At 48.9% G+C, this 21,119-nt stretch carries 17 protein-coding genes; 13 read left to right on the top strand and 4 right to left on the bottom strand.

What is annotated here, in order from left to right; translation table 11 throughout:
- Nucleotides 1–18 precede the first annotated feature (18 nt).
- From dapG to ACFQ03_RS08210, 3 genes are all read left to right on the top strand, one after another.
- Nucleotides 19–1,251, top strand: a complete 1,233-nt coding sequence (gene dapG / locus ACFQ03_RS08220; protein WP_379287341.1) for an aspartate kinase — start codon at nucleotides 19–21, stop codon at nucleotides 1,249–1,251.
- Between the two features lie 11 nt (nucleotides 1,252–1,262).
- Complete coding sequence (gene dapA / locus ACFQ03_RS08215; protein ID WP_379287339.1) at nucleotides 1,263–2,141, top strand: 4-hydroxy-tetrahydrodipicolinate synthase; 879 nt, start codon at nucleotides 1,263–1,265, stop codon at nucleotides 2,139–2,141.
- A gap of 299 nt (nucleotides 2,142–2,440) precedes the next feature.
- Nucleotides 2,441–4,117: a ribonuclease J gene (locus tag ACFQ03_RS08210; RefSeq protein ID WP_144933062.1), complete on the top strand. Its 1,677-nt coding sequence runs from the start codon at nucleotides 2,441–2,443 to the stop codon at nucleotides 4,115–4,117.
- Nucleotides 4,118–4,273: 156 nt separating this feature from the next.
- Here the strand turns inward: ACFQ03_RS08210 and ACFQ03_RS08205 are convergent, their stop codons facing one another.
- From ACFQ03_RS08205 to ACFQ03_RS08190, 4 genes are all read right to left on the bottom strand, one after another.
- Nucleotides 4,274–6,787: an ABC transporter permease gene (locus tag ACFQ03_RS08205; protein ID WP_379287336.1), complete on the bottom strand. Its 2,514-nt coding sequence runs from the start codon at nucleotides 6,785–6,787 to the stop codon at nucleotides 4,274–4,276.
- 6 nt (nucleotides 6,788–6,793) lie between these two features.
- Complete coding sequence (locus ACFQ03_RS08200; RefSeq protein WP_150959646.1) at nucleotides 6,794–7,480, bottom strand: ABC transporter ATP-binding protein; 687 nt, start codon at nucleotides 7,478–7,480, stop codon at nucleotides 6,794–6,796.
- A 106-nt stretch (nucleotides 7,481–7,586) separates the two neighbouring features.
- Nucleotides 7,587–8,618, bottom strand: coding sequence for a sensor histidine kinase (locus ACFQ03_RS08195; protein ID WP_379287334.1), 1,032 nt, complete (start codon nucleotides 8,616–8,618; stop codon nucleotides 7,587–7,589).
- Nucleotides 8,615–9,301 carry a response regulator transcription factor gene (locus ACFQ03_RS08190; protein WP_144933054.1) on the bottom strand — a complete coding sequence of 229 codons (687 nt, stop codon included), beginning with the start codon at nucleotides 9,299–9,301 and terminating at the stop codon, nucleotides 8,615–8,617. Before ACFQ03_RS08190 ends, ACFQ03_RS08195 begins: the two co-directional genes overlap by 4 nt.
- Nucleotides 9,302–9,729: 428 nt before the next feature.
- Here ACFQ03_RS08190 and ACFQ03_RS08185 point away from each other — a divergent pair, with 428 nt between their 5' ends.
- The 10 genes from ACFQ03_RS08185 to ACFQ03_RS08140 all read left to right on the top strand — a co-directional run bounded on the left by ACFQ03_RS08185 (nucleotide 9,730) and on the right by ACFQ03_RS08140 (nucleotide 20,204).
- A complete protein-coding gene (locus ACFQ03_RS08185; protein WP_144933052.1) occupies nucleotides 9,730–10,470 on the top strand; it encodes a ClpP family protease in 741 nt (246 codons plus the stop codon).
- Nucleotides 10,467–10,700 (top strand): YlzJ-like family protein, encoded by a 234-nt coding sequence (locus tag ACFQ03_RS08180; RefSeq protein ID WP_144933049.1) that lies wholly within the window; start codon nucleotides 10,467–10,469, stop codon nucleotides 10,698–10,700. Before ACFQ03_RS08185 ends, ACFQ03_RS08180 begins: the two co-directional genes overlap by 4 nt.
- 124 nt (nucleotides 10,701–10,824) lie before the next feature.
- The gene (locus tag ACFQ03_RS08175; RefSeq protein WP_379287331.1) at nucleotides 10,825–13,281 is read left to right on the top strand and encodes an FtsK/SpoIIIE family DNA translocase; all 2,457 of its coding nucleotides are present in this window, start codon (nucleotides 10,825–10,827) and stop codon (nucleotides 13,279–13,281) included.
- Nucleotides 13,282–13,526: 245 nt separating this feature from the next.
- On the top strand, nucleotides 13,527–14,294 hold the full coding sequence (gene sleB / locus ACFQ03_RS08170) for a spore cortex-lytic enzyme (protein ID WP_379287329.1): 768 nt from the start codon (nucleotides 13,527–13,529) through the stop codon (nucleotides 14,292–14,294).
- Between the two features lie 152 nt (nucleotides 14,295–14,446).
- A complete protein-coding gene (gene yfmF / locus ACFQ03_RS08165; protein WP_379287327.1) occupies nucleotides 14,447–15,730 on the top strand; it encodes an EF-P 5-aminopentanol modification-associated protein YfmF in 1,284 nt (427 codons plus the stop codon).
- Between the two features lies 1 nt (nucleotide 15,731).
- A complete protein-coding gene (gene yfmH / locus ACFQ03_RS08160) occupies nucleotides 15,732–17,018 on the top strand; it encodes an EF-P 5-aminopentanol modification-associated protein YfmH (RefSeq protein ID WP_379287325.1) in 1,287 nt (428 codons plus the stop codon).
- Nucleotides 17,015–17,767 carry an elongation factor P 5-aminopentanone reductase gene (gene ymfI, locus ACFQ03_RS08155; protein WP_379287323.1) on the top strand — a complete coding sequence of 251 codons (753 nt, stop codon included), beginning with the start codon at nucleotides 17,015–17,017 and terminating at the stop codon, nucleotides 17,765–17,767. Before yfmH ends, ymfI begins: the two co-directional genes overlap by 4 nt.
- Before the next feature lie 86 nt (nucleotides 17,768–17,853).
- The gene (locus tag ACFQ03_RS08150) at nucleotides 17,854–18,108 is read left to right on the top strand and encodes a DUF3243 domain-containing protein (protein ID WP_144933039.1); all 255 of its coding nucleotides are present in this window, start codon (nucleotides 17,854–17,856) and stop codon (nucleotides 18,106–18,108) included.
- 280 nt (nucleotides 18,109–18,388) lie between these two features.
- Nucleotides 18,389–19,159: a DUF3388 domain-containing protein gene (locus ACFQ03_RS08145; RefSeq protein ID WP_144933037.1), complete on the top strand. Its 771-nt coding sequence runs from the start codon at nucleotides 18,389–18,391 to the stop codon at nucleotides 19,157–19,159.
- A 31-nt stretch (nucleotides 19,160–19,190) separates the two neighbouring features.
- Nucleotides 19,191–20,204 (top strand): helix-turn-helix domain-containing protein, encoded by a 1,014-nt coding sequence (locus ACFQ03_RS08140; RefSeq protein WP_379287320.1) that lies wholly within the window; start codon nucleotides 19,191–19,193, stop codon nucleotides 20,202–20,204.
- Nucleotides 20,205–21,119 lie beyond the last annotated feature (915 nt).

Here is a 21,119-nt window from a genome sequence, read left to right as displayed (position 1 = left end):
TTGGTTGGGGGTGAAGATGTGTCCATCCTTGTGCAGAAATTCGGAGGAACTTCCCTCTCCACCGCGGAAGCCAGAAAGCACGTCATAAAGCACATTAAACAAGCACTTGCTCAACAATATCAAGTGGTCGTCGTCGTCTCAGCGATGGGGAGGAAAGGCGAACCTTACGCCACCGATACGTTGTTGAATTTAATTTTTGAGCACGGCAACCGCGTTTCCCGGCGTGAGAAGGATATGCTTCTTAGCTGCGGTGAGGTGATATCCGCAGTCACTCTTTGCAGCTTGCTTAACGCCGAATCGGTTCCGGCCACTGTACTTAACGGGGTGCAGGCCGGAATCGAGACGGACGGGAATTACGGAGACGCAAGAATTGTAACCATCCGTCCGGCAAGAATTGTTGAGGAGCTAAAGCAGGGGAAAGTGGTCATTGTGACCGGTTTCCAAGGCAGAGCGGCTGTTCAGGACGAGGTGGCTACACTCGGGCGTGGCGGCAGTGATACATCGGCCACTGCGCTGGGAGTTGCGCTGAATGCCGAAAGGGTCGATATCTTCACCGATGTAACAGGCATTCTGACCGCAGATCCCAGAATTGTTGAAGAAGCCAAGCTTCTTCCGGTCGTTACATTCGCGGAAATATGCAATCTGGCTCATCACGGAGCCAAGGTGATCCACCCCCGCGCGGTTGAGGTCGCCATGCAGGCAAATTTACCGATTCGCGTCCGTTCCACCTTCAGTGATGAGGCAGGAACGCTCGTTACGCGTCCGGAAGCGGTCCGCCAGCATGTAGTGGATCGTTATGTTACGGGAATTACACATGTGCCCAATGTCACGCAGATTCAAATCGCATTTCAAGAAGGGCGCTATGATTTTCACAGGTCCGTTTTTCAAGCGATGGCCCATAATCAAATAAGCGTTGATTTTATCAATGTCAATCCATCCGGTGTCGTGTACACCGTTTTTGACGATGTTGCAGAACTGGCTGTTCAAATAGTCAGGGAGCTCGGCTATGAGCCGAAAATCCGCTCCAATTGCGCCAAGGTGGCCGTCATTGGAGGAGGGATGAATGGAGTTCCCGGGGTTATGGCCCGGATCGTAGAGGCTTTAACGGAGGCGGACGTTACGATATTGCAGTCTGCAGATTCCAACACGACGATCTGGGTTCTCGTTCCAGGGGATGAATTGCAGAGAGCGATTCGCATGCTTCACAACAAGTTTGATCTTCATAAAATGAATGGCAATGAAAAGGTGTAGGGGGAATAGCAGTGGAATTCGGGACATTAATTACGGCGATGGTGACACCATTCGATGGTCAGTTACAGGTCAACTGGACGCAGCTCGAGAAATTAATCGATTATTTGATCGAGGAGCAAAAAAGCAACAGCCTGGTGGTCTGCGGAACGACCGGAGAGTCGCCTACATTAACGGATGAAGAGAAAGTGAAACTCTTTGAGGCTGCGGTGCGTCATGCCAATGGCCGCTGCAAAATTATTGCAGGTACCGGAAGCTACGATACGGCGGACAGCATTCGTATGACCCAATTGGCAGCCGATGCGGGTGTTGACGGGATTCTGCTCGTTGCGCCGTACTACAGCAAGCCATCGCAGGAAGGGCTGTATCAGCATTTCAAAACGATTGCGGAATCAACCCAACTTCCTATCATGCTCTATAACATACCTGGAAGAACCGGGGTTAATATTGAACCGGACACGATGCTCCGGCTCGCTCAGATTCCTAACATTGTAGCCTCTAAAGAAGCTCATTCCGATATGGACCATGTATCCAAATTAGTTCGTTCCGCCCCCGAATCATTCAGAATATACAGCGGGGACGATTCGTATACACTTCCGTTCCTTTCAGTCGGTGCCTACGGTATCGTTTCGGTGTCCAGCCATATTGTCGGAAGAGACATGAAGGAAATGATCGAATGGTACAACCAGGGAGAGGTGCATAAGGCGGTTTCCAGACATGCTGAATTGTTCCCGATCTTCAGAGGCATGTTCGAATGCCCGCATAAAGTGCCGAACCCGGCCCCCGTCAAGCATGCTCTGAATCTGAAAGGCCTCAATGTCGGAGGAGTTCGTTTGCCGCTTGTTCCCGTAACTGAAGAAGAAGGCAAGTATATCGAAGGACTGCTGTCCTAGTATACAAATAGCTCTCATACTGTTTTCGAAGAAGAATAATGCCGTATGATAAGAAGCTTTTTATTCAATAAGAATCTTATTACGCCGTATTAACACGGTAAAAAATTTGAAGATTCTCATGTGGTAAAAAAATCGATGCCGGCAGGCATCGGTTTTTTATTTTTGGAGACAATAGGTCGTAAATGATTTAGCTTGTAATTAGTGTTTTCTTTCATGTATAATGATGGCAAGTGACTTGTGCGGTTTCTTTTTGATTGTGAGTTATAAAATCGTCGTCAATATATCAAGGAGGAATAAACTTGTCAAAAAAGAATAACGAGAAGCTATCGGTTTTCGCTCTTGGCGGCGTGGGCGAAATCGGTAAGAATATGTATGTGGTGCAATATGCCAACGATATCGTTGTGGTGGATGCGGGGCTGAAGTTTCCGGAGGAGGACATGTTAGGAATCGATATTGTCATTCCGGATATATCTTACCTGGTGGAGAATCAGGATAAGGTAAGAGGAATTCTTCTCACTCACGGACATGAAGACCATATCGGAGGATTGCCCTATATACTTAAGCAGTTGAAAGTCCCAGTATATGGAACAAAGTTAACCCTCGGGTTGGTCGAGGCCAAGCTGAAGGAAGCCAATATGTTGGGGGAAACGAAGCGCATTCTGATTAATGCTGATTCTGAGCTGCAATTGGGAACGATTAAAGCCAGCTTCTTCAAGACCAATCACAGCATTCCTGATTCTGTAGGAGTATGTCTGGATACCCCCGAAGGAACAGTTGTGCATACTGGGGATTTCAAATTTGACCAAACACCGGTTAACGGACAGTATGCGGACTTGCATCGAATGGCGGAGATTGGTAGAAAAGGAGTACTCATGCTGCTTTCCGACAGCACCAACGCTGAACGTCCCGGCTTCACAGGTTCGGAGAGAAGCGTAGGAGCCGAGTTGGAGGAAGTGTTCCGCAAAGCGCGGCAAAGAGTCGTTGTGGCTACCTTCGCCTCCAACATTCACCGGATTCAGCAGGTAATAGATGCTGCGGAATCAACCCACCGCAAAGTTACCGTTATTGGACGCAGCATGGTTAATGTAGTGACGATTGCTTCGGAGCTGGGCTACTTGAATATTCCGGAAGGAATGCTGATCGAGCCCGAGGAAGTCAATCGGATGGCTGCCGACCGGGTGGTCATTCTGTCTACGGGAAGTCAAGGCGAGCCTATGTCCGCTTTAACAAGGATGGCGCGTTCTACCCACCGGAAGGTCGATATTCTTCCCGGTGATACGGTAATTATTGCAGCGACCCCGATTCCAGGTAACGAGAAGTTCGTAGGACGCACTGTCGATGAACTGTTCCGACTGGGAGCCAACGTAATTTATGGTCCCGGCTCGGTTTCGGGTGTTCACGTATCGGGACACGGAAGTCAGGAAGAGCTCAAGCTCATGCTGAATCTGATGAAGCCTAAATATTTCATGCCAATTCACGGAGAATATCGTATGCTGCGTCAGCACGGTTTGCTGGCCGAATCGGTAGGCGTTGATAAGGAAGACATCTTTATCGTGGATATCGGTGATACGGTGGAAGTTCAGAACGGTGTGGCCCGCAGAGGGGCCAAGGTACAATCCGGCAATGTTCTCATTGACGGATTGGGAGTAGGCGATGTCGGAAATATCGTCCTGCGCGACCGGAAACTGCTGTCCCAGGATGGAATATTGGTGGTTGTCGTCACGCTTAGCAAGCAAGAGGGCAACATCTTGTCCGGCCCGGACATTATTTCCCGCGGCTTCGTATACGTCAGGGAATCGGAGGGCTTGTTGGACGAAGCAAACCGGATTGTAACCGGCACCTTAAACAAGCTGATGAATGAGAATGTTAATGAGTGGGCCTCATTAAAAACACATGTCAAAGACGCACTAGGACGATTTTTATATGAACAAACAAGAAGAAGACCTATGATCCTTCCAATCATTATGGAAGTGTGAGGCTAAGCATTAAGTCACTTAACCCAAGCTATAATAAGCCTTTCGGACAATGCGCCGAAAGGCTTTTATTGATTATGCCGCAGCGTTTTCCACGTGGTGCGGACATTCGTATATAGGGGACGAGAATGGGGAGAGGCCGTGCGACCTGAATATTTTTTACTCCGCCTCCCGCAATCTTTCCACGATTGTAGACCTCGACAGCCATTGGTAAGCAGCCAAAGTAACGATCAATGAGATTACGGCAAACAGAGGAAGTACGGCGGCGATGGGCATGATATTCATTTGAAATTCCGTATAAGCCATGTTTTCCGATATCTCCTTGGCAATCCGGTAGGTTAAATACATTCCTGCGGTTCCCACTATCGCGCTTGTAAACAAAACGATGTAAAGTCCTTCATAAGCCAGCATTTTCTTTAGCTGTTTCTTGGACATGCCGATGCTTTCCAGCACGGCAAATTCATTCCTGCGGGAGAATACTCCGGTTATAACCGTATTGACAAAGTTAAGCAGGCCAATCAATGCGATAATGATACTCAAGCCGTAACCGACGGTCTGAAAGATGCGGATGAACCCCTCCATTTCTTCCCTATAATCCTCCCTGGATTTCATAATCAAATCCAACGGGTCCGTAATGGTCTGTACAGCGTGTTCCACTTGCTCCAGAACGGCGGGATCCGCGTGAAGAGTAACGGAAAGTATTTGAGGATCGGCTACGGATTTGGCAAACTCTTCTGCCGGTAAATATACGTTGAAGCCTCCGCTTCTGAAAATTTGGGTACCCGCTGCGTAAAGCGCATCCGTCTTCAGAACGGCCATCACCTGATAGCTTTTTTCCATACTATCCAGCTTGATCAGGTCACCCGGATTGAAGTAGCTGATATACTGATCCTCCCCAAGCAGTGCTTCCGAGATCAGAACATAGTCTCCGGATTCGAACTTATCCCGGTCGAACGTACCGGACACGATATCCCCATGCTGAACAACTTCATACCATCCGCTGTCGATTCCGTGAACTTGCAGACCTACAGCACCCTGATTCAAAATTGAGGTAAAGACAGGGATGTCCGGATCCTCCGAAGCCGCTAAAGGCTTCAATACCGACAGAATCGATTCATTTAGCTTTAAAGCATCATCTTTGTAATAAACTTTATCTAATCTTTCCACTCCATGGATTGCCCTTAGCGCATTGCTGACATCCTCCGTAAGCGTTAAGTTAGCCAGTGGGAGCCTTCTGTCGCCCGGAGAAGCTTCTTTTACCACGAAATCCCCCGTTATGAACGTATTCAAGTATTTGTTGACGTTCAGCGATGAAACTACGGTGTAGATTATGCTGAAAAGTATGATACCGAGCGACAGGGAGGACAGCATAAGGAATAGCTTTTTCTTATGCCGCAGCAGATTGCTCATCGACATTTTGGACAGCTTCACCCCGTTCCGGGAGCGCTTGCTTCGCTTTCGGCGGATTCCCTCGTTCATACCGGAGAACTTGACAGCCTCCACAGGCGATATTCTCGCCGCGGTTCTGCCGGGCTTGCCGGCCGCCATCCGGACCGTTATATAGGAAAACAATGCTGCGCCCAGGAAAATAAACGGGCTAACCGAATAAGAAGCTTCCACAGATGAGAAGGAGGTCATCATCGGCGTCAACCAGAGCCCAATTCCGTAGCCAATGGCAAGTCCAATAGGCAGGCCCGCCGCATACAACAGGTTTGCTTGGAGCGAGATTATTCTTTTTAGCTGCCGGGGAGTAGTTCCAATCGTTTTCAAGAGACCGTAAAACTTTATGTCGCGGACAACCGAGATGTGGAATATATTATAGATCAGCAAATAACCGCTCAGCATAATAATCAGAACCAGGCCGGCCAACGGCAGCCCATTCATAATATTTTCAGATAGAGAAACGCTGGAATAGGCCCAGTTTACGCCATAAGACGCGTTCACTTTGGAATCGGACAACACTTCCTTGATCTTCTTCTCTATGTCCCAAGCGTTGTTAAACATGACATTAAGGCTGATCGTATGACTATAAGTTCCCGTTCGTCTGGATTCTTCGGGGTCGATATGGGAGAGATTCTTCTGCACGAAGAGCTCCGATACGAGGGCCAGTCCCGCCATCGCCACATACTGTTCCGCCTCGTAGTAACCGGATAATACGAAGTCCTTGGACATTTTCTGACCGTGGATGTCGAGATCGAGCCGGATGTTTACCCCTACCTGAGGAGGGACCCCAAGCAAATCCAAGGTCCAAGTATTCAGGGCAATTTCATTTTCACCCGATGGAAGGCCGCCTTCCAAAAATTCTATAAAGCTATGTTTGGCCGTACTTTCATCGATATGATGAATTTCCACATTTGCTCCTTTGAGCTGATCGTCTATGGCATGACCAACGACGACGGATCTGCCGTATTGCTTGATGGAAGGATGCCGAATCAGCTTCTCTGCTTCATCCGGCGTAAGATATTTAAATACCCCATGGAAATCGCTTCCCACCGTTTTCATAAGCGCGCGTTCCATCGATTTATTAATGCTGAAGCCCATTGTAAAAACTGACGTAATCAGCAGCGTCGTCAGCACTATCGCACATATGACGACGAGGTTTCGCAGCCGGTTCGCCCGCAAGCTTTGCTTGGCGATATGGAATACCGTTCTCCCATTATTGGTTCGAAGCATACCGGCTCACCCCCCGCTGGTGTCGGATCGGCTAACGATTCTGCCGTCCTCGATCCGGATTACCCTGTCCGCCGTTTGTGCGATCTCTTCATTGTGGGTAATCATCACCATCGTCTGATTAAACTTGTCGCTCATCTGTTTCATGAGGATAAGAACTTCCTGGCTTGTTTTGCTGTCCAAATTCCCGGTAGGTTCATCGGCCAACAGAATGGACGGTTTCGTTGCCAATGCTCGCGCGATAGCCACTCTTTGCTGCTGCCCGCCGGACAGGCTGGAAGGGAGGCTGTGAATCTTCTCCCTAAGCCCGAGCGCTCCAATGATATGATCGATATACGGTTCATCCACTCTGGCGCCGTCCAGTTCAATAGGAAGCACAATGTTTTCGTATACATTCAGAATGGGAATCAAATTATAGCTCTGAAAAACAAACCCGACCGATCTTCGCCGGAAAATGGTCAGATTCTCGTCGTTCATGCTGAAAATATCGTTCCCGTCCACGTAAACCTTGCCTTCCGTGGCCCGATCCAGCCCGCCCAGCAAATGAAGCAGAGTACTCTTGCCGCTGCCGCTGGTACCGACGATGGCGACAAATTCCCCCTTCTCAACGGTCAGGGAAACGCCGTCGAGAGCCTTTACGACCGGATGTCCTTTACCGTAATATTTTTTCAAATGATCAACTCGCAGGACCGACAAAGCTTTCATCTCCCCCAAAAATAGTCTGTACGAAGAGTACAGACTATTTATAACAGATCAATCTGACATTCCGGTGTCTGAAAAATAACACATTAGACACAATCTCTTAATTTACGGGTAAAAACACGGAAAAAACCGATCCCTCTCCCGGCTTGGAGGAGGCTTTGATATATCCGCCCTGGGATGTGACGATTTCCCTGGCCAAGTATAAGCCGATTCCTACGCCTTCATTTACAGGCGTCTTTGCGCATCTATAAAATCGTTGAAAAACCAGGTTCAGCTCGCTTTCCGCGATTCCGATCCCGTGGTCGGCGATATTAATACGGGTGAACATTTCACCGGCTTTGACCGAGATTAAAATTTGTTCCCCATTGTTGCTGTACTTGACTGCGTTATCCAGAATGTTAAACAGGGCTTCACCAGTCCACTTCGGATCATGGCTGGCCGCCGTTGTCGGATCGCAGGATACCCCGATCCTTATCTTCCTGGCCTCCGCCTCGGCATAAACCTGTGATACGGCAGCCATGACCGTTGGCAGCACCGGATGAGCTCCTGCCCGGATGGCAATAACGCCTGTCTCCAGCCGCGACATTTTGATCAGAGACTGGATCAGCCAATTCAGCTTTTCCGACTGCGTCTTGATTTGGGCTACCAAGTAACGGCTGCTCTCATCGGGCAATGGTTGTTCCTCCAGTAATTGGGTATACAAATGGATGTTGGAGAGGGGGGTTTTCGTTTGATGGGAAATGTCCGAAATCAGTCCCTGGATTTTATTTTTCTCAGCTTCTTTATTCTGCTCATGGGCCCTGGACATATCAATATAGCGGGTCAATTTGTTTTCCAGCGATGACAGATTCGTCTCCGCATAGCCCGTTATCCGCCTTCGGCCGCTTATGGCCCCGTCCACGATATCATCAACCGTCCGGATCACGGCCTTCACCTGTGATCGAAGAACCCAAACGAGGGCACCTGCCATTAAGAGCAGAGCAGCGCCGAAGCCGATGGTCAGCCATCCCGTCATTCCTTCAAATTCGGTCATATACAGCATCCCGAGCGAATATCCGATAGTCAAGATGAGAAAAGAAGACAAGAAAAAGATATAAATTCGTTTAAACTTGAGTTCCCGATAATGGTTCATGTCCGGTTCCCCTCAGACCATATGTATCCTAACCCATACACCGTCTTAATGTATTTTGGCGATGAAGGTTCTTCTTCAATTTTCGCGCGCAATCTTTTAACCGTGACCGTTAATGCGTTCTCATCCACAAATTCCGCCTCATGAGTCCATACTTTGTCCATGATCTGCTCCCTGGTCAGAATAATTCCCCGATTCGCCACAAGCACTTTTAACAGCTTCTGTTCGGTACGGCTCAATAGTAAGGGCTGCCCGTGTTTCCGGAAATCCATTTTCCCGAAATCGAACGAAAGATGATCTATCGTCCATTGATCCTCATTCTGCGGCTCCATTCTTCTGAGCACCGCCATAACCCTTGCGCGCAGCACCATCAAACTGAACGGTTTCGTAATATAGTCGTCCCCGCCGAGTTCAAAGCCGGTTACGATATCCGCCTCGAGATCGTTTGCGGTCAGAAAGATAATCGGAACCCGTGATCTCCGGCGTACTTGTTCACAGAAATCCAGGCCGCTGCCGTCCGGGAGATTTACGTCGAGAATAATTAAATCGATAGGTTCCTCCAACAGCAATTTGTTCGCTGCCGCCAGATCATAAGCTTGGCGGATCGCAATTCCGTCCCGGGCGAGCGTAAGCATGATTCCTTTATTTAAACTGATATCGTCTTCTACGATTAGGATTGTTTTCATAGGGAAGTCAACCTCCTTCTTAGATAGGTTGCAAAGAAAGAAAAACACCGCTTCATACAGTAAGGTCAGAAAGCTTGGCTGCACCACCACTCTGAAGAGGTTTCCTTCAAATGATAGAGCAAACCGTGATGAAGAATCAACCTTCCCAATGGAAAAATCAGTCATTATGGCCTGAAATGCCGCGGTCTTTAAATAGCAGGCTGTATGTGAAGAAGCACGGGCCGTCAGCTACTGAATTACAACAAGCTCTCGTCTGCAAGCTGTCCCAAGATGCATGATTGCGACGTTATACACTCATACTAAGTAAAGAGCTATGGCCGGTCCTTTTTTGCAGTGGGCAAGCAGAAGGGAGGCCTTTCTTGGAATCGTTCAATACCGCCGCCATTACTGGAAGTATGAAGGACTAAACATCTGGAGGGAAATATACAGTGGAACCATTCGTAAATCAGGAACCGACACCGGCTGCACCCGTGACTGAGGATCCGAAGAAGAACGCGGCACTGGAAAATATACAACAGCTTGGTCAAACAACAACTCCAACGGTCGAGAGCAACATTTATTGTTTAACGATCATAGGTCAAGTAGAAGGTCATATGATCCTCCCGCCGCAAAACAAAACGACGAAGTATGAGCATCTCATACCTCAACTGGTGGCCGCCGAACAGAATGCTAAAATTGAAGGTATTCTTGTTATCCTTAACACAGTCGGAGGCGACGTAGAAGCGGGATTGGCGATCGCCGAGATGATAGCCACAATATCTAAGCCGACTGTCACTCTCGTTCTCGGAGGGGGGCACAGTATCGGGGTACCGATTGCCGTCTCCTCGGATTACAGCGTCATAGCGGAAACCGCGACGATGACGATCCATCCGATCCGCTTGACAGGAATGGTGATCGGAGTTCCTCAAACCTTCGAGTATTTGGACAAGATGCAGGAGCGGATCATTCAATTCATCACAAGGCATTCGCGAATCAGTGAAGAGAAAATCAAGGAATTAATGTTCAAAACAGGGGAGCTTACCCGCGACATCGGGACAACGGTCATCGGTCAGGATGCAGTTCGGTACGGGCTGATTGATTCTATCGGCGGTATCGGAGAGGCGCTGCAGCGCCTTAACCAAATGATTGCCGAGCGCAAAGCGCCCAGACAAGAGGTGACGTTCCAATGACCATCCATTCCATTGTTCCTCTGGATCTGGTTATGGAAGGCAGTGAAGAGGCGGATTATTCATTCGAGCAAATTCAAGTTCAAGGTGTGGAAATGCAGGTGCAGCGCCTGAGTGCGAATCAGGCCAAGATTATCCGTCTATTGAGCCCCAATGTGAACGATTATCTGAACCCGGCTTATGCTCCGGGGACAATCATTACCTTCACCCCTTCCGCGTATGAACAGAACTGAAACAGTCTGTTTTAACCGCACCCGGCGACCTGTCCCGGGTGTTGTTTTCTTTGCATTCTTGCGACCGGACAACTATATGTCATTCTTGCCCATTATGATATAATAGGGAACGGAGGTGGCTTAATTGGCAAAAAAAAGAAAGAAAAATGCCGGCACGAAGTTAGCCATCAAGTACGAGCTGTACGGAATAGCGATCCTTATTCTGTCCGTCATCGCCCTTTCTCGTCAAGGATCGGTAGCGCGTGCACTAACCTATTTATTCAGGTTTCTGATCGGGGTGCTTGATTTCGTTATCCCCCTGATCTTTATTTATATTGCCGTATACGTCATGATCAATCGGGCATGGCCGAGAAAGTGGTCCTCCAAGAAGACGGGGCTTAGCCTCATTCTGGCTGGACTGATTATCCTTAACCACATGTCCATGATGACTATCATCGATCCGTTGGGGGATACGTTAAAATCCTCCTATATCATAAGCGAAACCTGGGAGCGCATGGCGGACGGGCTCAGAGGGGCCGAGGATTCGCCCAACATTCTCCACAGGGAAGTCGGCGGAGGGATGATCGGGGCTTTCTTGTATGCCGCCCTCTATTTGCTGTTCGGACTCTGGGGCTCCAAGCTTATCGTCTATGCGTTGTTTGCGGCGGGGATTCTATTGGTGACCGGTATCTCCATGGTCGATCTGTTCAAGAGCTTCAACAAGCGGTTTAGAAACATTGGAGAGCGAATGTTGAAGAGCATTGCCTCCTTATTCACGAAGCGAAAGCTGGTACATAAGCAAGTACCGACCTCCAAGAAGCTCAAGAAGCAGCCTGCTGCTGAGATTTATGATCCGGACGAGGACGAACCCGATGAGGAAACTTTGCCGGACCCGGATTACGAGCAGGAAGAGAAGAAGAAGCCGGTTTTCGTACAACTGCTGACTTCCAAGAAGGATAAGAAGGAAGAGCAGAAACCGGTGAAAATGACCGAGCATTTGCTCGAGGAAAGCCAGAAGGATGAACCGGCCATTCCGATCATCCGGGATTTCCGCGATGAAATTGAGAAGAGCGAATCCCGCAAGCCCGTGGAGGCCGGGAAGAACGAAGAAGAGCAAGCGGATGAAGAGCTGGCGTTCGGCAATGATCCCGATAAAACACCGGGCAAGCCGTATCAGCTTCCGGACTTCGGCCTTCTCTCGAAGCCTGTCGGAATCGGCAAAGGCTCCGATCATATGGACTATAAAGCAAACGCCCGCAAATTGGAAGCGACTCTGGAAAGCTTCGGAGTTCGGGCCAAAGTGCTGGACGTTGTCCGGGGGCCATCGGTAACAAGATATGAGATTCAGCCGGACGTGGGGGTCAAGGTCAGCCGGATTGTCGGGTTGACCGATGATATCGCTTTGGCTCTGGCCGCCAAGGATATCCGCATGGAAGCGCCGATTCCCGGGAAGTCGGCTATAGGGATTGAAGTCCCGAATACGGAAGTTTCTATGGTTACCCTGCGTGAAGTCATGGAGAGCACCGCCTTCTATGAAGCGGACGCCAAGCTATCTATATCTCTGGGAAGAGATATTACCGGCCAGCCGATTGTAGCCAATCTCGCCAAGATGCCGCACTTGCTCGTAGCGGGGGCCACAGGGTCGGGTAAATCCGTATGTATTAACGGTATTATTACAAGCATTCTATTTAAAGCGAAGCCGGATGAAGTGAAGTTTCTGATGATCGACCCTAAAATGGTGGAATTGAATGTATACAACGGAATTCCCCATTTGCTGGCACCCGTCGTCACCGATCCCCGAAGAGCCTCCCTGGCTCTGAAGAAGGTTGTCGTGGAGATGGAGAAGCGCTATGAGCTGTTCTCCAAGACCGGAACCCGCAATATCGAGGGTTATAATGCCTTGATTACCAATAAGGATAATCCGAATCCCGGAGAACCGCTGCCGCTGATCGTGGTCATTGTTGACGAGCTTGCCGATTTGATGATGGTAGCCGCCAACGATGTAGAGGACTCCATCTGCCGGCTGGCGCAGATGGCCAGAGCGGCCGGAATTCACCTGATCATCGCGACCCAGAGACCATCGGTAGACGTTATTACCGGGTTGATTAAAGCCAATATTCCGTCCCGGATCGCTTTCGGAGTCTCCTCGCAGGTTGATTCCAGGACCATTCTCGATATGGCCGGTGCCGAGAAGCTGCTCGGCCGAGGCGACATGCTGTTCATGCCGGTCGGAGCAAGCAAGCCTCTGCGTGTACAAGGCGCGTTCCTGTCCGACCAGGAAGTCGAAGCCGTCGTCACATTCTGCCGCAGCCAAGAGCAGGCCAACTATCAGGAGGAGATGGTGCCGGAGGTGGAGGAGCAGACGGAACAGGAGGAAGTGTTCGAGGACGAGCTGTTCGATCAGGCTGTACAAATTATTGTTGAGGCGAAGCAGGCTTCCGTTTCATTGCTCCAACGCAGAATGCGCATCGGATATACCCGTGCCGCAAGGTTAATCGATACGATGGAAGCCAAGGGGATTGTGGGCCCTTACGAGGGCAGCAAACCGAGAGAAGTTCTGCTTACCTTGGAGCAATTCCAGCAGACCCGGATCAGTTCGTAAACCGTGCGTCCCTTTAACTATGCCATTCCTTGCATAATAAAATAAGTTAACTGAAGCTGCCGGATGACCGGCAGCTTATTTTTTTAAAAACAAGGAATCCGCACTTTCGTCCGTATTCGCTGCTGTTCCCTACTCGTTGTTTTCGGGCCCGACAGGTTCTAGGGCGTCTGTATAGAAGCGGGAAACCTTTCAAATAATAACTTCAACTTGGACTTCAACATCATGAAGAAAGGTTGAGTATGCGAATGAATAAACGGCTTATCGTTATTACTTGCTGTATTCTTGTGGCCTTTTTCTTAACGATGCAATTCAAAGAGAACAAGTCCACTGAAGTGTTCAGCGAGAACCTGATCCGTTACGGCAGTACCGGAGACGACGTTTATGAGCTGCAGGGAAGATTGAAATTTCTAGGTTTTTATCACGGCAACATCGATGGGGATTACGGGTATCTGACTCTCAAAGCGGTCAAGTGGTTCCAAGGCGATTTCGGATTAAAAGTTGACGGGCTGGTGGGACCGAAGACGAAACTGGCGCTTTGGAAAGCGACCAAAAGCTGGAGGCCGACAGCTCCTCAGGCACCGACAGGCGGAGGTGGAGGTGGTGGAGGCGCGGCACCGCCGGCCAATGCCAACCTGCCGGCTTCGTCTCATGGCGGGCTATCCGACAATGATTTGAAGCTGATGGCCAATGCCGTATATGGAGAGGCCCGCGGCGAGCCGTATGTTGGGCAGGTTGCTGTAGCTGCGGTTATTCTTAACCGCCTGAAATCGGCGAGCTTCCCGAATACGATTTCCGGAGTTATTTTCCAGCCCGGGGCCTTCACGGCGGTAGCAGACGGACAAATATGGCTGCAGCCTAACGAAACGGCCAAGAAAGCCGTATTGGATGCCATTAACGGCTGGGACCCTTCCGGGGGCTGCGAATATTATTTCAACCCGGAGACGGCGACCTCTGCCTGGATTTGGACAAGACCGCAGGTGAAAACTATAGGCAAGCATATTTTCTGTAAGTAACTATATCGGAACCTCACCTGATCAGCATAACGGAATGGTTGGAAGCAGCCGGCTTCGGTTGCTTCTTCTCATTCTGTAGGAATATAATGGAATAGACTCAGTATACCTAAGAATATGGTTACGACTACGGAGCAGAAGGGAGCAATGTTGGCATGAGACCATCCAAGTTTGAACGAAGCGAAATTCATTCGATCCGCCTGCACGTCCTGCCGACCGACCGCTTTAAAACCTATGCGATCAGCGCATATATCGGAACACCGCTTGCAGAGGAGACCGTAACCCCGACGGCACTTACGCCGTTTGTGCTGCGGCGGGGGACGCAAGCCTTGCCTGAGACCAAACGCTTTCGTGAGCGGCTGGATGAATTGTATGGGGCCGGGTTCGGCTTTGATATTTATAAACGGGGAGATTACCAAATCGTTCAGTTTCGAATGGACATGATCGAGGATCAATACGTTTCCGGGACAGAGCCTTTATTAAAACAGGCACTTAAATTTTTGACCGAAGCCATTACTCGTCCGGCACTGGAGAACGATCATTTCGTCAGCAAGTATGTAGAATCGGAAAAACAGACCCTTCGCAAAAGAATACAATCCATAATCAATGATAAAATCCGTTATGCCGCGGAAAGATGCCTGGAGGAAATGTGTAAGAACGAGCCTTACCGCCTTCATCCTCTCGGGCAACTGGACAAGTTGGAGAAGCTGGATAAACAATCTCTGTACTCGGCTTACCGGCAGTGGCTGCAAAGCTCTCCGATCGATCTGTATGTGGTCGGAAATACGACGAGCGAGGAAGTTCAATCTATCTTAAGGGAATTGCTGGCTTCCGAACGTTCGGAAAATCCTGCATATGTTACCAAGCCGGCGGCTTGCGGGGACAAGCGGGATGTCAATACGGTAATCGAGAGGCTGGAGGTCGGGCAGGGCAAGCTGAACATGGGGCTGAGAAGCAGCATTACTTATGGGGACGAACGCTATGCCGCCGCCTTGATGTATAACGGGGTGTTGGGAGGATATCCTCATTCCAAACTCTTTATGAACGTACGAGAGAAAGAAAGCCTTGCTTATTACGCCTCCTCCCGCTTGGATGGACATAAGGGAATTATTACGATTCAATCGGGGATTGAAATCAATAATTATGAGAAAGCGGTATCGATTATCCGGGAACAGCTCGACGCGATGGTCAGAGGGGAGATCAGCGATCTGGAACTGTCCCAAACGAAAGCCATGATCGTCAATCAGCTTAAAGAGATCCAGGACTCCGCATACGAGATGATCGGCTTTGATTTCAACAGCGTGCTGTCGGGCAAGGAAAGGTCCATTCCCGAATTGATTGCGGCGGTGGAAGCCGTAACCCCTCAGCAAATCCGTGAAGTGGCCGACGATGTTTGCCTCGATACGATTTACTTCTTGCGCGATAAGGAGGGTGAGTAAGATGGAGACCATCCGCTACGAATCTTTGAATGAAACCTTATACGTTGACCGTCTGGACAATGGATTGACCGTGTATGTTCTGCCCAAAAAGGGTTTTCAAAAAACTTACGCCACGTTTTCTACAAAATATGGCTCGGTCGATAATCATTTTCGCGTCGAAGGGAAGGAAGAAGTGAAGGTGCCCGACGGGATCGCCCACTTCCTGGAGCATAAGATGTTCGAAGAGCCAACCGGAGATATCTTCGCTACCTTTGCATCGCACGGGGCTTCCGCTAATGCTTTTACCAGCTTTGACCGGACCGTCTATCTTTTCTCCGCTACGGGTCATATTAAGGAAAACCTGACCACACTTCTGGATTTCGTGCAGCATCCTTATTTTACGGATGAGAACGTAGAGAAGGAGAAAGGAATTATCGGCCAGGAAATCAAAATGTATCAGGATCAGCCGGACTGGAGAGTTTATTTCGGCCTGATCGAGGCGATGTACCATAATCATCCGGTGCGGATCGATATTGCGGGAACAGTCGAATCCATTGCGGAAATTACGAAGGAAACGCTGTATGAGTGTTATCACACCTTCTATCATCCGAGCAATATGTGCTTGTTTGTCGTGGGCGGAGTAGACCCGGAAGAGGTTATGCAATGGGTTCGCGGCAACCAGCAAGCCAAGACTTTCTCTCCCCAGGGAAGCATTAACCGGCTATTTCCGGCGGAGCCTGCCGAAGTGAAGCAGGAGATGAAGACGACGGTGCTTCCCGTCTCCGAGCCGAAGTGCTTGTTTGGCTTCAAGGAAGTATCCGGTAAGCTCGAAGGGGATGCTTTGCTGCGTAAGGAACTGGTCACAGCCGTCATGATGGACTGCCTGTTCAGCCAAAGCTCGGCAATTTACCAAACGTTGTACGAGGAGAACCTGATCTCCGACAACTTCGGATTCAGTTATAACTGTACTCCCGGATATTCCTTCTCCATGATCGGAGGGGATACCCGCGATCCGGAGGAGCTTCTGTCGAGAGTGAAGCAGCTCTTGACGCCCGTTCTGGAGAAAGGAATAGCGGAAGAAGATTTTGAAAGATGCCGCAGAAAGAAAATGGGCGGATATTTGCGCATGCTTAATTCGCCGGAAGCGATGGCCAACGAATTTACCAGCTATCTGTTCAAAGGAAGCGACTTCTTCACCATTCTGCCTAAATATGAGGCTATGACATTGCAAGAGGTTAATGAACGTCTGCGCGATCATTTCCAATGGGAGCGGATGGCTGTTTCCGTCGTAAGGAATGCACAAGGATGAGCATGAAGCCCTTTCCACAACAAACGGTTCTCGTAACCGGGGCCAGCAGGGGAATCGGCGCCGCCATCGCCGAGCGATTTGCAAGAGAAGGCATGAACATTGTCGTTCATTACCGAAACTCCCATGAAGAGGCTAATGAGGTGGCCAGACGGTGTTTGGAACTCGGGGCCAATGTCGTCACCGCGACGGCCGATCTCAGGTCCAAGGAGCAGCTCATGAGAATGAGGGATAAGCTGGAGAAGCATGGGATGATGCCGGAAATATTGGTCAATAATGCGGGAATAGCCCATTACGGTTTGTTCTCCGAGGTTTCTGAGGACGATTGGGACCATATCATGAGCGTGAATTTGAAAGGGACCTTTCTCTGCACTCAGATGTTTATGGAGGAGATGGTTCGCCGCAAATACGGGCGGATCATCAATGTTTCTTCAGTCTGGGGGATTACCGGGGCTTCCTGCGAAGTCGTCTACTCAACGGCCAAAGGGGGGGTCAATGCAATGACCAAGGCGCTTGCCAAAGAATTGGGCCCTTCCGGGATAACTGTCAATGCGGTAGCTCCAGGAGTAGTTCAAACGGAGATGATGGACCAGTTCAATGAAGAGGAGAAGGCGGCAATAGAGAATGAAATTCCGGCCGGCCGCTTTGCCCAACCGGATGAAATCGCCGCCCTGGTCTATTTTCTGGCCCTTCCGGAGTCAGGCTATATTACCGGACAGATCATCAGCCCTAACGGAGGCTGGTTCACCTGATTACACCGCTATTGGGGAATGAATATTTGTCGCTTAATCTGCAAATATTAGGACTGTCATTTCATTACCCCAAGGAGGAATTCCAGGTGGAAACAACTGTATTGAAATCTATAGAAAAGTGGAAAGAGTTTCTGTCGAATCGTGTCAGCGAAGCAGAAAAAGCAGGGATGAGCGAGGAAACCATCTCCAAGCTTGCTTATCAGATTGGCGGATTTCTTGCGGATAAGATCGACCCCAAGAACAATGAAGAACGCATGCTCAAGGAGCTGTGGGATGTGGCCGACACTAACGAGCAGCAAATGATCGCAAAGCTGATGATCAAGTGGGTAAAAGAGTCCTGACAAAAGCAAAAAAAATGCCTCCTTTTTTGGAGGTTTTTCTTTTGCAACCATGGTATACTTATAGTAAAGTTTTTAAATTTTGACAAAGTAAATTAGGGGATAGAGAAGGAAAATGACGAAATTTGTAGAATTAGGATATCGAAGCAGGAAATAAGCCTTATTTTTTTGCTGCTTTTGGAGGATTGGCAATTGAATATTCGTCAATTTCTATTGGGGCAATCCCAGAATTTATATAAGCAACCGGTAAAACACCTTACTTCTAAATTGGGGGAGGCGCGGTTTGGCAGTGAAGCAGTGGTATATGGAATACAAAATACATAAAAACCGCCCCGGTTTGTTGGGGGACATCGCTTCCTTAATGGGAATGCTTGATATCAATATTTTGACAATCAACGGGGTCGAGGACCGGACCCGGGGAATGCTTCTGCAAACGAATGACGATGATGATGATAAAATAGAAGTTATGGGTAAAATGTTAAAAAAGGTGGACAATATTACGATCAATGCCCTTCGCACTCCGAGGCTTGTTGACCTGCTGGCTGTCAGACACGGTCGGTACCCGGAGAGAGATTCGGATGATAAGAAGACCTTCCGATTCACCCGCGACGAGCTGGGGCTTCTGGTTGATTTTCTGGGAGAGCTTTTTAAGAGGGACGGCAATCAGGTCATCGGTTTAAGAGGCATGCCCAGAGTCGGCAAGACGGAGTCGATCATTGCCGGCAGTGTCTGTTCAAACAAGAGATGGACTATCGTGTCTTCGACGCTGCTCAAGCAGACGATGCGCAGCCATTTGTCGGCCGGTGAGCTGAATCCCGATCATATTTATATTATGGACGGAATTGTGTCTACGATGCGGGCCTCGGACGAGCATCGGATGCTCGTGCAGGAAATTATGGCGATGCCCTCCACGAAGGTCATTGAGCATCCCGACATTTTTATAAAGCACTCTCCGTTCGACTATGATCTTTTTGACGTGATTATTGAACTGAGACATGAACCCGGCGAAGAAATCAATTATGACGTAGTTAACTCCGGATACGGGGATTTTTGACTAAAGGCTGAAATAGTCAGGAGGTGAATGTGTGCAAGAGCTGGGCCAAATTCTGAAGAAGCAAAGACTGGAACAAGGAATATCACTGGAAGACTTGCAGGAAACGACGAAAATCCGTAAGCGTTATCTGGAAGCGATCGAGGAAGGGAATTACAAGGTGCTTCCCGGTAATTTTTATGTCCGCGCCTTTATCAAAAACTATGCGGAAGCGGTCGGACTGGATCCTAACGAATTGCTCAAGCTGTACAGCAATGTCCTTCCGCCGACGGAACCGGAAACGGCGATCGAGACGGTCACCCGCAGCAGGGCCAGCGCCAAAACGGGAGACGGTTGGGGGAAATGGGTTACCGGGATTATGCTGTGGGCATTTCTGATTCTGATTCTTTTCCTGATATGGTTCTTCGTTAACAAGTACCACGTTGCCGGAAATGATCTGGAGGAGCCTGACAAGCATAAAATTACCGATAGGCATACCTCCGAAATCAATAACCCGGACGCAACAGCCACCCCTTCGCCCGGTTCTTCTGTGCAGCCATCGGTCGCTCCATCACCGACCCCCACACCGCAGCCCGTGGTCGAGCTTGTCAAGAGTGAGGGCGGAGTGGATTATTATCAAATAAACGGAACGGACAAAATAAACCTGGAATTGACGGTAACCGGAAAGAGATGCTGGATCGGACTCGATGCTTTGCCTGAGAAGAAATCGATAGACTCGGGAATTTTGGAGAACGGCGCCAGCAAAACCTGGGAGCTTACCGAGCCTGTGTATCTAAATTTAGGGGCGCCTAATGCCGTAGAGCTTAAGGTGAATGGAGTGTCCATTAATGTTGGAGACCAGCCGAACCCTAAACGATTTCAATTCGAATTCGCCGAGAAGAGCGAAAGCGGAGCTGCCCAGGGCGATTCAAAGAATGCTGGCAAAGATGAAGTCAAGAATAATACCAAGATTGCCGACAAAGATGGTACCAAGACTGATGCCAAGAATACTGACAAGAATGATACCAAGACTGATGCCAAGAATACTGACAAGAATGATGCCCGTTAGCTGACGGATTTCTTCTTCTCCCAAAGGATAGGCCGGTTAGTTCAACCCAATAGAACGAGTTGGGAGAATTGCGGGTGTACACCGGCTAGGTTTTCATCAGGTTGGGGACGGGATCAAGCCTTATGCGGCCGGAGGCATGGGATTGCGCCCGATCGAATACGGGATCGCCCATCTTGTGTTTGGATGTTTGGATTTCGTACGCCACCCATTTAAAGCCGATAGGAAGAAGATATTTTTTAGCAAAGGAACAATATGTCCCTGCGGAGGCAGGGATTTTTCTTTCGAAATCTATGTTTCAAAGCGCTGCACTTCAATTAAGTTTCCTGCCGCCATGAAATTTTTTAACTCAACTTCCGCAGAGCGAAACCATCGATTTAAAGGTTTAATATGCCTGGTGGAATATAAGTTTGGATATAAATGTTGCACAAATAGAAACCCGTTGGTTCTAATGGGTTTGGGCAAATTGAAGGGAATGGTGGAAAGTGATCAAAGTAAATGGAAGAATTACATTTAGAATCAAGGTTTTTTGTTGATAACGCCTATTTTTACAAACTAGCTGTAGTTGTTCCATTTAGACCCCCATGCCTCTGACCGCGGCACCATCAGATGATGAAAATGGATGGATTTTTAAGGCAGAATAGAGTTGAATTGCTTCAATAGTGTGAAAATTGAAAACTAAATGGATTTCATACAGTTAGATTTCTATGCTCGGAAGAAATATGGAAACTAACTGGAAAACCTACAGCTAGTTTGCACCAAAACAGCCGTTTCGCCCAAAGTTGCCCATTTTAACTGTAGTTTATCCAGTTAGTTTGATCATTTTCGCCCATTCGCTTGAATCTACCTGTACAAAATACAGTTAGACGTGCCGCTCCGCTTGCAACGATGCCTGCAGACGGTAAAATAGACGGATTT

Origin of the sequence: Paenibacillus residui (assembly GCF_042677205.1) — a bacterium.
Taxonomy (GTDB): domain Bacteria; phylum Bacillota; class Bacilli; order Paenibacillales; family NBRC-103111; genus Paenibacillus_L; species Paenibacillus_L residui.
The sequence above is the reverse complement of the archived record's forward strand: the minus strand, read 5'-3'. Positions and strand labels throughout refer to the sequence as shown.